10 protein-coding genes and 2 tRNA genes are annotated in these 14,002 nt (G+C 71.8%); 7 read left to right on the top strand and 5 right to left on the bottom strand.

The genetic code is table 11. The features are described from left to right. Positions 1–94: 94 nt before the first annotated feature. Positions 95–4,687, bottom strand: coding sequence for a PAS domain-containing protein (locus ACWEK3_RS00165; RefSeq protein WP_453248563.1), 4,593 nt, complete (start codon positions 4,685–4,687; stop codon positions 95–97). Positions 4,688–4,954: 267 nt separating this feature from the next. Beyond that, complete coding sequence (locus ACWEK3_RS00160) at positions 4,955–5,524, bottom strand: SSI family serine proteinase inhibitor (RefSeq protein ID WP_450540846.1); 570 nt, start codon at positions 5,522–5,524, stop codon at positions 4,955–4,957. Positions 5,525–5,706: 182 nt separating this feature from the next. On the opposite strand from ACWEK3_RS00160, the gene ACWEK3_RS00155 reads away from it, so the two are divergent. Further along, a tRNA-Ser gene (locus ACWEK3_RS00155) sits at positions 5,707–5,797 on the top strand. A 197-nt stretch (positions 5,798–5,994) separates the two neighbouring features. Further along, positions 5,995–6,067, top strand: a tRNA-Arg gene (locus ACWEK3_RS00150). A gap of 46 nt (positions 6,068–6,113) precedes the next feature. Here the strand turns inward: ACWEK3_RS00150 and ACWEK3_RS00145 are convergent. Further along, positions 6,114–6,275 carry a hypothetical protein gene (locus tag ACWEK3_RS00145; protein WP_450540857.1) on the bottom strand — a complete coding sequence of 54 codons (162 nt, stop codon included), beginning with the start codon at positions 6,273–6,275 and terminating at the stop codon, positions 6,114–6,116. Between ACWEK3_RS00145 and ACWEK3_RS00140 the strand changes: the two genes are divergently transcribed. Beyond that, the gene (locus tag ACWEK3_RS00140) at positions 6,201–6,362 is read left to right on the top strand and encodes a hypothetical protein (protein ID WP_450540848.1); all 162 of its coding nucleotides are present in this window, start codon (positions 6,201–6,203) and stop codon (positions 6,360–6,362) included. The two genes, ACWEK3_RS00145 and ACWEK3_RS00140, sit on opposite strands and share 75 nt — an antisense overlap. 89 nt (positions 6,363–6,451) lie before the next feature. Here the strand turns inward: ACWEK3_RS00140 and ACWEK3_RS00135 are convergent, their stop codons facing one another. Further along, entirely contained in the window at positions 6,452–8,605 is a 2,154-nt protein-coding gene (locus tag ACWEK3_RS00135) for a protein kinase domain-containing protein (RefSeq protein WP_453248562.1), read from the bottom strand. A gap of 365 nt (positions 8,606–8,970) precedes the next feature. Between ACWEK3_RS00135 and ACWEK3_RS00130 the strand changes: the two genes are divergently transcribed. Together ACWEK3_RS00130 and ACWEK3_RS00125 are read left to right on the top strand one after the other, a co-directional pair. Further along, a complete protein-coding gene (locus tag ACWEK3_RS00130) occupies positions 8,971–9,378 on the top strand; it encodes a hypothetical protein (RefSeq protein WP_453248561.1) in 408 nt (135 codons plus the stop codon). Between the two features lie 125 nt (positions 9,379–9,503). After that, entirely contained in the window at positions 9,504–11,342 is a 1,839-nt protein-coding gene (locus ACWEK3_RS00125; RefSeq protein ID WP_453248560.1) for a bifunctional metallophosphatase/5'-nucleotidase, read from the top strand. A 71-nt stretch (positions 11,343–11,413) separates the two neighbouring features. Here the strand turns inward: ACWEK3_RS00125 and ACWEK3_RS00120 are convergent, their stop codons facing one another. Then, positions 11,414–11,695: a hypothetical protein gene (locus ACWEK3_RS00120; RefSeq protein WP_453248559.1), complete on the bottom strand. Its 282-nt coding sequence runs from the start codon at positions 11,693–11,695 to the stop codon at positions 11,414–11,416. Between the two features lie 470 nt (positions 11,696–12,165). Between ACWEK3_RS00120 and ACWEK3_RS00115 the strand changes: the two genes are divergently transcribed. Then, positions 12,166–13,062: a DUF2797 domain-containing protein gene (locus ACWEK3_RS00115; protein ID WP_450543343.1), complete on the top strand. Its 897-nt coding sequence runs from the start codon at positions 12,166–12,168 to the stop codon at positions 13,060–13,062. Positions 13,063–13,229: 167 nt separating this feature from the next. Next, positions 13,230–13,967, top strand: a complete 738-nt coding sequence (locus tag ACWEK3_RS00110) for a response regulator transcription factor (protein WP_388728835.1) — start codon at positions 13,230–13,232, stop codon at positions 13,965–13,967. Positions 13,968–14,002 lie beyond the last annotated feature (35 nt).

The following is a 14,002-nucleotide window of genomic DNA, read 5'->3' as shown; positions in this document are numbered from 1 at the left end:
GCACACGCACGCGTACGACGGCGGGGCGCCGGACGGGGAGCACCACGCATCCCCGTCCCGGCGCCCCCGCGTCGTAGGACCGTGGGCCAGTCGGTCAGTTGGTACCGATGCGGGCCAGCAGGTCGACGATCCGGCTCTGCGCCTCGGCGCTGGTGGACCGCTCCGCGAGGAACAGCACCGTCTCGCCCGAGGCCAGCCGCGGCAGGTCGGCCTGGTCGACGGCGGCCGTGTAGACGACCAGCGGCGTGCGGTTGAGCTGCCCGTTCGCGCGCAGCCAGTCCAGGATCCCGGCGCGGCGCCGGTGCATCTGCATCAGGTCCATCACGACCAGGTTCGGCCGGAACTGGCCGGCGAGCGTCACCGCGTCGTTGTCGCTCGCGGCCCGCGCCACCTGCATCCCGCGCCGCTCCAGCGTCGCCGTCAGCGCCAGCGCGATCTCCGCGTGCTCCTCGATCAGCAGCACACGCGGCGGATGCTGCTCGCTGTCGCGTGGCGCGAGCGCCTTCAGCAGTACGGCCGGATCGGCGCCGTAGGCCGCCTCGCGCGTCGCCTGCCCGAGTCCGGCCGTGACCAGCACCGGCACCTCGGCGGCGACCGCCGCCTGCCGCAGCGACTGCAAGGCCGTGCGCGTGATCGGCCCGGTCAGCGGGTCGACGAACAGTGCGGCGGGGAAGGCCGCGATCTGCGCGTCCACCTCCTCGCGCGAGTTCACGATGACCGGCCGGTAGCCACGGTCGCTCAGCGCCTGCTGGGTGGTGATGTCGGGGGCCGGCCAGACCAGCAGCCGGCGCGGGTTGTCCAGCGGCTCCGGCGGCAGTTCGTCGTCCATCGGCTGCGGCCGCGGGGTGTCCGCGACCTCCACGGCACCGCCGGGACCGTCCAGTGGCTCGGGCCCTTCGGCGGCGTTCTCGTCCGGAGCCCCGATGGCGTACGACCGTCCGCCGCCCTCGGTGCCGACGGCCATGGCGGGTCCGCCCAGGGAGGGCTGCTCGGCCGGCGGGTGCGGGCGGGCTGTCTGGTCCGGCCGCTGTGCCTGCGGCGGGGTCTGCGTCTGCGGGCGCGCGGCGGCGGTCGGGTCGGGCGGAGTGCCCAGCTTGCGGCGGCGGCCGGAACCCCCGGTCGGCTGCGGGGGCGGCGTGGCCGACGGCGGCTGCGGTGCCTGAGCCTGCGCCGCCTGCCGGCTGAACGGCACGCCCTGCCCCAGCGTGCGCACGCTGATCGCCCGCCCCTGCGTCGAGTTGGGGTCGACGGGCGCGGCGGCCTCGGCGGGCAACGGCTGGGCCGCGCGCGGTGCCGCGGTGGCGGGGACGGGCTGCTGCCCGGTGGGCTGGGCCTGTACGGCGGCCTGTCCCGTCGCCTGCTCGGGCGGCAGGGCGGGGCCGGCGGCGGCCGGGGTGCCGTGGGGCGGTGTACCCGGGGTACCGGGTGCGGGCGGCTGGGGAAGGGCCTGGGCCGGGGGCATGGCGGCGCCGATGGCGTTCGGCGGTACGGGGCCGCCACCCGCGCCGGGGACTGCCTGAGCCGGGGCGCCTGGGACCGGGATGCCCTGCGCGGGAACGGGCTGCGCGGGGAGCGGCCCGGCGGAGGGCTGGGCAGGAGCCGGGGCCGGGACGGCGGGGTTCTGGGCGGGAGCGAGCGCGGCGGGCTGCTGGGGGAGCGGCTGACCGACGATGCCGTGCGCGGGAGCGGGCGCCGTACCCGCGGCCCCGTGCTCCGGCGATGGCACCTGCGCCGGCAGGGCCGCCTGTCCGGACGGATGCTGCGCGGGCAGCGCCTGCCCCGGGACGGGCTGCTGCCCGGGAGCCTGTGGCCCCGCACCCGGCTGTCCGGGAGCCGCCTGGGGCACGGCGGGGTGACCGGGCAGGCCCTGTGACGTGACGGGCGGACCGGGAGTCACCTGTGGGGCGGCGGACTGTCCCGGCACGCCCTGCGGTGCGACGGTTTGACCGGGCACGCCCTGCGGCACGGCGGGCTGACCCGGAGTCATCTGAGGAACAGGCTGCGGGAGCGCCTGGGCACCCCCCGGCTCGGCCTGCACCGGAACGCCCGGTCCGGCCGTGCCCTGCGCGGGCGCGCCCGGCAAAGGCACGGGCACGGCCCCGGCAGGCGCACCCGGAACACCCGGTGCACCCTGCGCGGGCGTCGCGCCCGCGGCCGCGGTGTCCTGCGGCTGGGCCACCGCCCGCCGCCGGCGTCCCGTCGGGGCGCTCGTGGGATGCGGCTGCGGCGGCGTGTGGTCGCCGGCCTGGTCGTGGGGTACGGCCTCGTGCTGCCCCTCGTCACCCAGGGGGACGACGGCAGGGGCGCCCTGCGCCGGCACCCGGAGCGCCTGCGCGGTCTCCGGGCCTTCGGCGGGCCGGTCCGCCTCCGCGGGCGGCAGGGCGAAGACCGGACGGGGAGCCGCCTCCTGCGCGGCGGCACGCTCGGTCGCCGCCGCCAGGGCACGCCGGCGGCGGCCGGTCGGTTGCGGGCCGGGCGCCGCCGGGTTCTCGCTGCCCACCGCCTCGGTCTGCGCCGCCTCGGTCTGCGCGTCGGCAGCCGCGGGCAGTGCCGCCGGCAGTGCCTCGGGCGGGCCGACCTCGCGCCGGGCGCGCCGCCCGGTGGGCGCGGGTACGCCCTGCGGCGGCACCGTACCGCCGAGTCCCGTACCCGAGGCCGCCGTTCCCGCGCCGTGCTCGGCCGCCATGACCACGGCACCCTCGGACACGCCCGCCGCGTCGTCGGCGGGCCGTCCGCGCCGCCGTCCCGTACCGCCGGAGCCGTCCGCGTCCTGGGCCGGAACCTGCCCGGTCTCCTGGGACGACTCGGCCGCCCGCCGCCTGCGTCGACCGGTCGGAGCCACCGGGGCACCGGCGGTCTCCCCCTCGCTGTCGCTCTCGAGGAACGCGTCCGTCGAGGACCGCCGGGCCCGCCGCCGTCCGCCGCCCTGAGGCTGCTCGGCCACGGCGGGCTCCGCCGGGGAAGGCTCTTCGGAAACCGCGGCCGGCTCCAGGGCGTGAACCTGGGCCGGGGCCGCGACGACGCCGGCACCGCCGCCGAGCGGCACCTCCAGGACGTACGCGCTGCCGCTCATGCCCGGCACCTCGTGGGTCTGGAGCACACCGCCGTGCGCCCGGACGATCCCGCGCACGATCGGCTCGTGCACCGGGTCTCCCCCGGCGTACGGTCCGCGCACCTCGATCCGGACGACCTCACCGCGCTGCGCCGCCGCCACCACGACGGTGTTGTCCATGTAACCGCCCGCCGAGACGGGCGAGTTCCCGGTCGCGTCGACGCCTGCGACGTCCGCGACGAGGTGTGCGAGCGCGGTGGCCAGACGCCGCGGGTCGACCTCGGCCTCGATGGGCGGCGCGTGCACGGCGAACTGCACCCGCCCGGGGCCGATCAGCTCAATGGCGCCGTCGACACCGGCGGCGACGACCGCGTCCAGCATCACCTTCGTCCGGGTGATCTCCTCGCTGCCGGTGTCGAGGCGCTGGTAGCCGAGGACGTTGTCGATCAGCGTCGTGATCCGGGAGTACCCCGCCGACAGGTGGTGCAGCACCTGGTTGGCCTCGGGCCACAGCTGTCCGGCGTCGTCCGCGGCGAGCGCGGCCAGCTCGCGGCGCAGTTCGTCCAGGGGCCCGCGCAGGGAGCCGCCGAGGAGGGTCAGCAACTGCTCGTGCCGGCCGGCCAGCGCCTCGTAGCGGTCCTTCTCCCGCTCGCCGAGGGCGGCGTAGCGCTCCTCGTTCGCCGCGAGTTGCTCCGCGTGGCGCTCGGTGAGTTCCTCGATCTCGGTGACGTGCTGCTGGCGCAGAGCGGTGAGTTCGGAGGCGTGCTCCTCGGCGAGCTGTTCGAGCTGCTCCTCGTGGCGCTGCTCCTCGGCGGCCTTCTCGTCGGCGAGCGTGTCGTAGGGGCGCCGGTCGGTGAAGGTCATGACGGCGCCGACGAGCTGGTCGCCGTCGCGCACCGGCGCGGTGGTCAGATCGACGGGGACCTTGTCGCCGGCCTTGGACCACAGCACCTGCCCGCGCACCCGGTGCTTGCGCCCGGAGCGCAGGGTGTCGGCGAGCGGGGACTCCCCGTACGGGAAGGGGGAGCCGTCGGGGCGCGAGTGCAGGACGAGGGTGTGCAGCTCGCGGCCGCCGAGTTCACCGGCCCGGTAGCCCAGTATCTGGGCGGCGGCGGGGTTGACGAGCACGATCCGCCCGTCGGTGTCGGTGCCCACGACACCCTCGGCGGCGGCCCGCAGGATCATCTCGGTCTGCCGCTGCGAACGGGCCAGTTCGGCCTCGGTGTCGACGGTGCCGGACAGATCGCGGACGACCAGCATCAGCAGTTCGTCGCCGCTGTAGCCGTGGCCGTCGTAGGCCTGCTGGCTGTTCTCCAGATTCGCGCTCGTGACCTCGACCGGGAACTCGGACCCGTCGGTCCGCCGCGCCGTCATCCGGGTTGGCTTGGTCCGCCCGCGCGGGTCGATCTGGTCGGGGCGGCGCATGGAGCCGGGAATCAGCCTGGAGTCGAACTGCGGCAGCAGATCGAGCAGGCCCCGTCCGACGAGGGCGGTGCCCGGCGTCTCGAAGGCCTCCAGCGCGATGGTGTTGGCGTTGACGACGGTGCCGTTGGCGTTGACCAGCACCAGGGCGTCGGGCAGCGCGTCGAGTATGGCAGCGAGGCGAGCAGCGCCTCGAGATGGCCTGCTGCTCACGAGACGCTTCCTCCCTGTCACCGCACCTTGCCGACCGCGGAGGCCATCTTGCCAACCGGCCCGCAGCGTGTCACGCGAGGGAGTCTATGCGCAGAGGTTGCTCCCGCGACGCCGGATGAGAGGGAGGTCGCACGCGGAGTTGACGTCGAACCTGTGACCGGATGATTTCACTTCGCACGACCTCCGCGAGACCTTTACGGACTCCCGGTCCACCACACCTTCGATACGTGCCTACGCACCGGTACGTGCCTGTGTTCCCCGCCCCACCTACACACGGGTACGCGCCGGCGCGCCCGCCCCTGTCTGCGCGCCCGTTCCCGCCCACGCGCCGCTACGGGACACCGCGGCCGGCCTCGGGGTGCCGAGGCCGGGCAACAGCGGCACGAGCCGGTTCCAGCGGTCGATCCGGCAGCCGTCGCCGCGGTCGTAGGCCGCGTCGACGCGGCGCCCGGCCCACGTTCCGGTGATGCGGGCGGTGGCAGGACCGCCGTACTGCATGGTGCACATGCTGCCGTCGGGCACGGGCGCGAAGGGCTCCCGCCCCCAGCGCGTGTTCCGGTCGAGCACGTCGCAGGCGCGGCGGGCGTCGGGGTGACTGCCCCTGGCCGGGTGGCAGTACAGCCTGTACGTCCCGTCCCTGCCCGCGCCCGCGTGCCGCACGGTGACGGTGAGGTGGTCGCCGGCCCGGTCCTCGATCCGGACGGGTGGCGGCGCGGCGGCCGAGGCGGCGGGCACGGCCGAGACCGAGGCGAGCCCGGCGAACACGGCGCAGGCGCCGAGTGCCAGCGCCCGCGACACCGCGGAACGCCGGGCTGGGAAAGATCCGATCTGCGTCATGCCTGGACTAACGCCTCGCGCCCTCGGACGTTGCGCCCCGGACGCCACCCGCCCGACGCCATCAGAAGGACTTTGCCCTGGGCCCCACCTGCCTAGTACCGTAGGGGGCGATTGGTGACACCCCACTCGGCTGTGTCATCATCTGCACGCACCACTCGCGCGCTCGCGTGAGCGGTTGTGCTGGAGGCGTCGCCTAGTCCGGTCTATGGCGCCGCACTGCTAATGCGGTTTGGGCCTTAAAGCCCATCGAGGGTTCAAATCCCTCCGCCTCCGCGCATGATCACCGAAGCCCCGGTCCCTTCAGGCCGGGGCTTCGGCGTTGTCGGCCCTGCCCCGCTCCAGACCTTGTTTCCGCAGGTCACAAGGGGTGGGGGGAACGGATTTCACATGACGGCGGCAGTCATGTAATGTTCTTCCTGTCGCCGCGAGCGGCCCGGAAGGGCCCGAAGCAAAGACAAAAAACAGAACAAGCACTCGTAGCTTAACGGATAGAGCATCTGACTACGGATCAGAAGGTTGCAGGTTCGAATCCTGCCGAGTGCACAGCACGTCAGAGGCCCTGTGGAGTGATCCATAGGGCCTCTGACGTTTATCTTGACGGCAGTGTTCGACGGCAACCGCATCGGAGGACGGGCGCGGGGTTGATCAGACGGCTACCGGTCACGCGGATCGAGCTGTGGCCTGGCACTTCCATGATCATGCGGGCGTCGGCGCCCTGTTCGTGAAGCAGGGACGCGCATCTGTGGCGCAGGTCATGGAAGCGGACCTCACGGACTTCCGCGCGGGCGCACAGGCCCTGCAGTGGCTACCGGTCGAGGCACCGGACAAGCGTCCCTGAAGCCGACGTTCCTCGCAGCGAGCCGTCGTGCTCTGGGTCCGTCCTGCTCACGCCTGATCCGCACGGTGCGCGGCGCTTGCCTCGGCCGGTCAGGTGGGCCCGTCCAGACTCCGGGAGAAGGCCGTGTCGCCGGCCATCGCCACGATCGCGTCCTTGACGAGCAGCACTCGCGGCGGGTAGGCCTGCGCTTTGTCCCCGGGGTCGTCCAGTGCGGAGGTGCGCCAAACCTCCGCTCCGGTGCGACTGTCCAATGCCAGCAGACGGCCGAAGCGGTTGGAGAAATAGACCTGCTTGTACGTCGCTGACACCGCGGGCGCGGACAGACTCTCCACGTCCGTCACCTTCTGCCAGAGTTGTTTGCCGCTGTCCGCCGCCACCGCGGTGACCGACCCGTCGGACCGGACGAAGTAGACGACGCCGTTCGCAAGGGTGGCCGCGCCGGTCAGCGGATGTGCCAGCGGTATCCGTCTGACCTGCCCGGTTTCCGAGGTCACCCGCAGCAGCGCGTTGTACGGCCGTTCGTACCCGGCTTCGTACACGTCCTTCGCGGTCTGGGGGGCGAGGAACAGTGGTTGTCCGCCGACGGCGCCGAGCGCTTCCGCTTTCTTGGGCAGTGTGGCGGTTTCGGTCAGGCTGCCGGGTCCGAGCTTCATCAGCTCGACCGGGGCCTGGCCGGACTCGGTGCCCTCCGAGCACAGGGCGTAGGGGACGCCTCCCAGCACCGACGGAGTGCAGTATTCGTCCAGTGAGGGCGCCCGCCACAGTTCCTTGCCGGAAGGTCCGTAGGCCACGAACCACGAGGAGTCGGGAGACATGGTCAGCAGTCCGCCGTTGTACAGGACCGCCTTTTCGGCCCGGTTGATGTCGCGTTGCCACCGCCGGTGCCCGGTACCGGCGTCGAGGGCCACCACCCGCCTGGTCTCGTCGTTCGGTTCCTCGTACATGTAGACCAGCCCGTCGCGAACGCCGATCGGCTGCGCTCCCTGAGGGCGGGTGCCGGTCCGCCACAGGGTGCGGCCGGAGGCCGCGTCGATTCTGGCGGCCGTGAATCCCGTACCGCCACAGAACAGGGCGCTTCCCTCCGCCACGCATCCGGGGCTGTTGTAGTCGAGAGGGACACCCTTCACGTCGTACCGCAGCTTCGTCTGCCACGGCCGCCAGCCGTCGGGCAGTGACGCGGCACGGGCGGTGGCGGTGGCGCCGGAGGCGGTGGTGGTGTCCGAATCGGACACGAAGACACCCACGCCGATACCCAGCCCCGTGACGGCCAGCGCCGCGCCGAGGCCGGCGAGCAGCACCCGTACTCGTCGGCGCTTGCCGGTGCCGGTGCCGGTGCCGGTCGCGGCGCCCGCGGAGGTGACGGCCGCGCTCCGAGAAGTGGGGCGGCGCCGGGGTTGCGCGGACTGCCCGGTCTCAGGGGAACCGGTGGCGTCGGATTCCGGCAGCGCCTGGAGCATGCGGTGTATGTTCGTCAGTTCCGGCCGTGCGGCCGGGTCCTTGTCAAGGCAGCGCTCGACAATGCCCAGGAGCGCTTCGGGCACCCCGCCGAGGTCCGGGGTCCCGTGCACCACCTGATAGCCGGTTATGTACGGGCTGTCGGCGTCGAACGGTCCCGCACCGACGGCCGCGAACACCAGCAGTGACCCCAGCGAGAACACGTCCGAGGCCGGGGTGACGTCTCGGGGAGAGGCCAGTTGTTCCGGCGACATGAAGGGCGGAGTGCCGATCATCCGCCCGGTCGTGGTGAGGTTCTGGCTGTCAGAAGCACGCGATATGCCGAAGTCGATGACGCGCGGCCCGTCCTCGGTCATCAGGACGTTGCCCGGTTTGAGGTCCCGGTGCACCAGGCCCACCCGGTGGATGTCGCGCAGCGCCTCGGTGAGCCCCAGTCCCAGCGCGCGCAGTTCCCGCTGGCTCAGCGGGCCGCCCTTCTCCACGACTTCGGTGAGGGTGAGCCCCGGCACGTAGAGCGTCGCCATCCACGGCCGGTCGGCGTCCGGGTCGGCATCCACGACAGGCGCGGTGAAGGCACCGCTCACTCTGCGCGCTGCCGCGATCTCCTGCCGGAAGCGCGTCCGGAACTCCTCCTCCTGGGCATACGGCCCGTGCACGAGTTTGACCGCGACCTGCCGTCCCGAGGCGGAGACTCCCAGATAGACGACTCCCATGCCGCCCGTCCCGAGCCGACCGAGAAGGGTGTACCCGCCCATGGACTCCGGGTCCCCGGTGCTCAGGGGCCTCATCGCCGATCATCCTTCCCAGCGCCTGCCTGCCTCACGGGGATCAGACTAGGGCTTGCTGCTCCGGAAACGGAGCCAGGCCGGTGTGGCTGGAACTGAGGCGGGCGGGTCCGAAAGCCGTCGTGGCGGGGGCGCCACCGTTCGGCGTTGACGGCAGCGCTGACGGCAACGACGGCACACAGACGCGCATGATCGCTCCACGACCGGATCACCCGGAATGCTGTCCAGGCTGAGGGGTGGTCCGGTTTCTTGTTGTCGGCCTCCGCCGCCCGGGGAACGTTCGGCGAAAGGGGCCTTGGGATCAGATCAGGGCTTTGCCGACCTCGTAGGTCGCCGGTCGGTCCTCCGGGGCGTGACTGAGCATTGCGTTGATCAGCTCCGAAGTGTCCTGCCACCTGGTCAAGTTGCTGCGAGCCGATGAGGCCCGGTATCTGGACGTGACCGTTGCCTTGACGCTCGACATTGCCGCCATGGATCGGTTTCCGAATCTCGAACGACGGATCAATGGTGCCGGCAAGGTGGTCAGCGCGACGGTTGCCGTGGCCGAGTTGAGGCGATGGACGGCCAAGCAGCGTGAGGTCATCGAAGAGCACGAAGCACACGCAGTTGCCATCGCGGAGAGCGCCAAGCAGGCTCAGGACGGTCGGGTGTTCACCCAGGCTCACGAGGAGACTGCGCGCGCCCGGCCGTCCACCCACCCCAGCACCACACACGACGCTGCCGACCTCGCGAAGTCATCGACGCCAACCACTGCACCGATGCGGTCTACTGCGTAACGGCACCAGAGGTACATGCATTGGATACCGCGCTGTCATCTCCAGGGCGCTGATAGCTACGCGCGTTGACTCTAGGCTGCCCCCGTTCTGCTCACCCCTCTGTGCATGCTGAATGGGGACCTCCCTTGCCCGAGACCAACAAAACCGGCAACCACCGCGGCAACCGCGGGCGCCGTACCCGGCTCGCCTGGTCCGCCACGGCGGGCCTGGCAGCGCTGGCTCTCCCGGTCGCAGCTTTCGCCAACCCGGCTGAGAAGCACGACAAGGAAGCGAAGGCCCGCGTTGAGCAGCTGCAGCTGCTGGCGATCAACGACTTCCACGGCAACCTGGAGCCGCCGGCGGGCTCGTCCGGAACCGTCAAGGAGAAGGACGCCAACGGCGCGATCGTCTCCACCCCGGCCGGCGGCGTCGAATACCTCGCCACCGCCCTGCGCGAGGCCCGCAAGGGCCACAAGAACACGATCACCGTGTCGGACGGCGACAACGTGGGCGCCAGCCCGCTGCTGTCCAGCCTCTTCCACGACGAGCCCACCATCGAGGCTCTGAACAAGGTCGGCGTCGAGGTCAGCGTCGTCGGCAACCACGAGTTCGACCATGGGCGCGCCGAGCTGCTGCGTCAGGCGAACGGCGGCTGCCACCCGGTCGACGGCTGCTTCAACCAGGGTCAGAAGTTCAAGGGTGCGGACTTCCCGATCCTGGCCGCCAACGTCACCGACGAGAAGACCGGCAAGACGATCCTGCCCCCGTACACGGTCAAGAACGTGAACGGCATCAAGGTCGGCTTCATCGGTGTCACCCTGCATGACACCCCGAACATCGTCAGCGCCTCGGGCGTCAAGGGCATGAAGTTCGGCGACGAGGTCCAGACGATCAACAAGTACACCGCCGAGCTCAAGAAGAAGGGTGTCCGCACCATCGTCGCCCTCGTCCACGAGGGCGGCTTCGCGTCGGGCGCCACGTACGACTACGACTGCAACACGCCCACCCCCGGCGCCGGCCTCACCGGCCCGATCGTGGACATCGCCAAGAAGGTGGACCCCGAGGTCGACGCGGTCCTCACCGGTCACACCCACAACGGCTACAACTGCACGGTCATGGACCCGGCCGGCCAGCCCCGGCTGGTCACCAGCGCCGCCTCCTTCGGTCGGCTCTACACCGAGCTCAACCTGCCGATCAACATGGAGACGGGCGACGTCGTCCGCAGCCAGATGACCGCCGCCAACCACGTCGTCCGCCGGACCGTGGCCAAGGCGCAGGACATGACCGATCTGCTCACGTCCTACCAGAAGCTGGCCGCGCCCATCGCGGGCCGCACCGTCGGTCACGTCTCCGCCGACATCAACGGCGCCGGCAGCAGCGCCTTCGAGAAGCCGCTGGGCAACGTCATCGCCGACGCACAGCTGGAGGCTCTGGCCCCGGCCGACAAGGGCGGCGCCGAGATCGCCTTCATGAACCCCGGCGGCATCCGCACCGACCTCGCCTACAAGGCGTCCGGCTCGGAGGGCGACGGCGTGGTGACCTACGCCGAGGCCTTCGCCGTGCAGCCGTTCACCAACATGATGAACGTGCTCGACCTGACCGGTGCGCAGATCATCAACGTACTGAAGCAGCAGGTCAGTGGGAGCAACGAGGTCGCGCCGAAGATCCTCCAGGTCTCCAACGGCTTCACCTACACCCTGGACCTGACCAAGACCGGTGCCGACCGCATCGTCGTCGACTCGGTCAAGCTGAACGGTCAGCCGCTCGACCCGGCCAAGACCTACCGGGTCGCCATGAACGAGTTCCTGGCGGGCGGCGGTGACGGCTTCCCGGCCTTCACCGGTGGCACCAACAAGCTGGTGGGCCCGTCCGACCTGGACGTCTTCGCCGCCTACCTGACCGCGCACTCTTCGGCGAGTGCCCCGCTGGCCCCGCCGGCGCAGGACCGGATCAAGATCATCGGCCAGGGCGCAGACGTCCTCTGACGTCTGACGGAACCGATGACCGCAGCGGGCGGGGTGCCCAAGCACCCCGCCCGCTGGTGCGATAGGTGATGTCAGCTTGGGAAGCTGCGGCATCGTTGCCGCTCGACCTCGGAGGTCCCCCAGAGGTCCCGGCTCACGGAGTCCGTGACGACGAGGACCTTGCCTTCGGCGGTCAGGCGCAGTGTCCGCCACGGGTGGCTCCACAACTGCGTGGTGCCGTCCCACATCTGCAGTTTGCGGTTCGTCACCCGCAGCTCGAAGCGGGCGGCATCGTACCGTGACGTGGGCGCGCTCATGTCGTACGGGGACCGCACCTCGTACGCACTCAGCAGGAGCTCGCGGCGCCCGATCACCTCGTCGCGGGTTCGAGTGACCCGGCCCGCTGGGCCCCGGAGTGATCCGGGGCCTCATGTGTTTCAGGGGCTGTTGGATGATGCGGGGGCAACGGTTGGCGTTCGCACGCCGTTTCAGGGGTACGCCCGTCGGCTGAGCGTAGGGGGAGCAGGCGGTGTCGGGGGGCGGGAGCGGTCTTTTCTCGACAGCAACGGCTGGACGGTGGTGCAGCTCGTCGTGGCTGTGTGGGGAGCCGCCAGTAGCAGCAGTGCGCCGTAGGTGCGTGTGGGGTGGCTGGTGATCGGTGTTGCGATCGCCTGGGACCTGGCGCGGGATCTGGGCAGGCGGCGTGGGCAGCGCGGGGCCAGGGTCGCCGACGTCCGTGACTGATCGTTCCCCGGCCGTGGCACCCGCGCCCGGACCTGACCGGGCGGCCGAGTGAGATCGCGTCTGGAGGCGTTGTCAGTAGGGGCCCGTACTCTCGCAAGGGATGACGCGGGTATGGAAGTGCTCGGGGCTGCGGTGGTCGGCGGACGGTCCCGTGCTGGTGTGGGACGGCGGGCGGTCGAGCGCGCTGCCGTGGGGGAAACAGGTGGCCTTCGAGGTCGCGGAAGGGGGAGTGAGGACATGCGTCGGAGCGCGGGGGCACGCGTGTCCGGTCCGGGCGGCGGTGCCGGGGCGGAGCGCGGGGGCGCGGTGCGAGGAGTGCGCGCGGTTGGAGCGGGCGCACTCCGTGGCGGCGGACACGATCGCCGACGACCCGCGGCCCTACCGCGTATATCTGGCGTGGTTCGGGCCCGGCCTGGTCAAGGCCGGGATCACGGCCGTGGAGCGGGGCTCCGCGCGGCTGCTTGAGCAGGGGGCCGTCTGCTTCAGCTGGCTGGGCGCGGGTCCGCTCATGGCGGCGCGCCGCACCGAGGAGTTGCTGCGCGCCGCGCTCGGGGTCCCGGACCGGATTCCGTACGCCGAGAAGCGCGCCGTACGGTCAGCGCTTCCCGTGACGGAGGAAGAGCGGGCCGCCGAGATCGAGGAGATGCACGCGCGGGCGAGCGCGCTCGGCGGCTGGCCCGAGACGCTGCAGCGGGAGCCGTTCCGGCCCGTCGATCACGCCGGGATCTTCGGGCTGGCCGGTCTGCCGGCCGCCGTGGGCGAGGTGACCGAGCTGGTCGCGGGCGGAGTGGTGAGCGGTGAGCTGGCCGCGGCCGCCGGGCCTGATCTGCACCTGGCGGCCGGTGGCGGGGTCGTCGTGCTGGACACGCGGCTGATGGCCGGCTGGGGGCTGCGGCCTGCTCGAAGCGTGGGATTCACCGTGCCGGTAAGGGAGTTGCGCAGCCGGGCGGGCGTACAGGGCGGGCGGCCGAACGGGCTGCAGGACGGGCTGTTCTGAAGCGTGCCGGTCGCCGGGGAAGTCCCGGCCGTCGGGGAAGTTCCGGGCCGCCGCGGCTGAGCCCACCTCGCCTCCCAGGCGTTTCCTGAGAACCTCCTGTGGGTTTCTCAGGGAAATCACAGACGCGTGAAAGTCTGCTCTCAGAGGCTCCCTGAAGGGTGGCCCCCATGACCACGACCTCGCCCCTGGGGCACACCGAACTGCTCAGGCCGGACGGGAGCCCCGTCCGGGTGCTTGTGGTGGACGACGAGCCGTCGATCACCGATCTGCTCTCCATGGCCCTGCGCTACGAGGGCTGGCAGATCCGCAGCGCGCGGGACGGGCATGACGCCGCCCGGGCCGCGCGCGAGTTCCGGCCCGACGCCGTCGTCCTGGCCATGACGCTGCCCGACATGGACGGGCTCACCGTCCTGGGCCGGCTGCGCCGCGAACTGCCCGGGGTGCCCGTCCTCTTCCTGACCGCCAAGGACGCCGCGGAGGACCGTATCGCCGGGCTGACCGCCGGCGGGGACGACTGCGTCACCAAGCCGTTCGGCGTGGAGGAGGTCGTGGCGCGGCTGCGCGGGCTGATCCGGCGCTCGGGTGCCGCCGACCGGCGTTCCGACTCCGTGCTGGTGGTCGGCGACCTCTGCCTGGACGAGGACAGCCACGAGGTGTCGCGGGGAGGGGAGGACATCCACCTCACCGCCACCGAGTTCGAGCTGCTGCGCTTCCTGATGCGCAACCCGCGCCGCGTGCTCAGCAAGGCCCAGATACTGGACCGCGTCTGGTCGTACGACTTCGGCGGGCAGGCCAACGTCGTCGAGCTGTACATCTCCTACCTGCGGCGGAAGATCGACGCCGGTCGTGAACCGATGATCCACACCCGGCGCGGGGCCGGTTATCTGATCAAGCCCGCCGCGTGAGGCGACACTCTCCCCGCTGCTGACGTCCGGCCGTC

It is taken from the genome of Streptomyces sp. NPDC004721, assembly GCF_053601495.1.
Note: the sequence above shows the minus strand (reverse complement) of the source record. Positions and strands in the feature narration are given on the sequence as shown.

Bases quoted from the DNA above. Each gene is read 5' to 3' on its own strand.
- ACWEK3_RS00160 (WP_450540846.1), bottom strand. From the start codon at position 5,524: ATGACGCAGATCGGATCTTTCCCAGCCCGGCGTTCCGCGGTGTCGCGG.
- ACWEK3_RS00135 (WP_453248562.1), bottom strand. From the start codon at position 8,605: ATGAGGCCCCTGAGCACCGGGGACCCGGAGTCCATGGGCGGGTACACC.
- ACWEK3_RS00115 (WP_450543343.1), top strand. From the start codon at position 12,166: ATGACGCGGGTATGGAAGTGCTCGGGGCTGCGGTGGTCGGCGGACGGT.
- ACWEK3_RS00110 (WP_388728835.1), top strand. From the start codon at position 13,230: ATGACCACGACCTCGCCCCTGGGGCACACCGAACTGCTCAGGCCGGAC.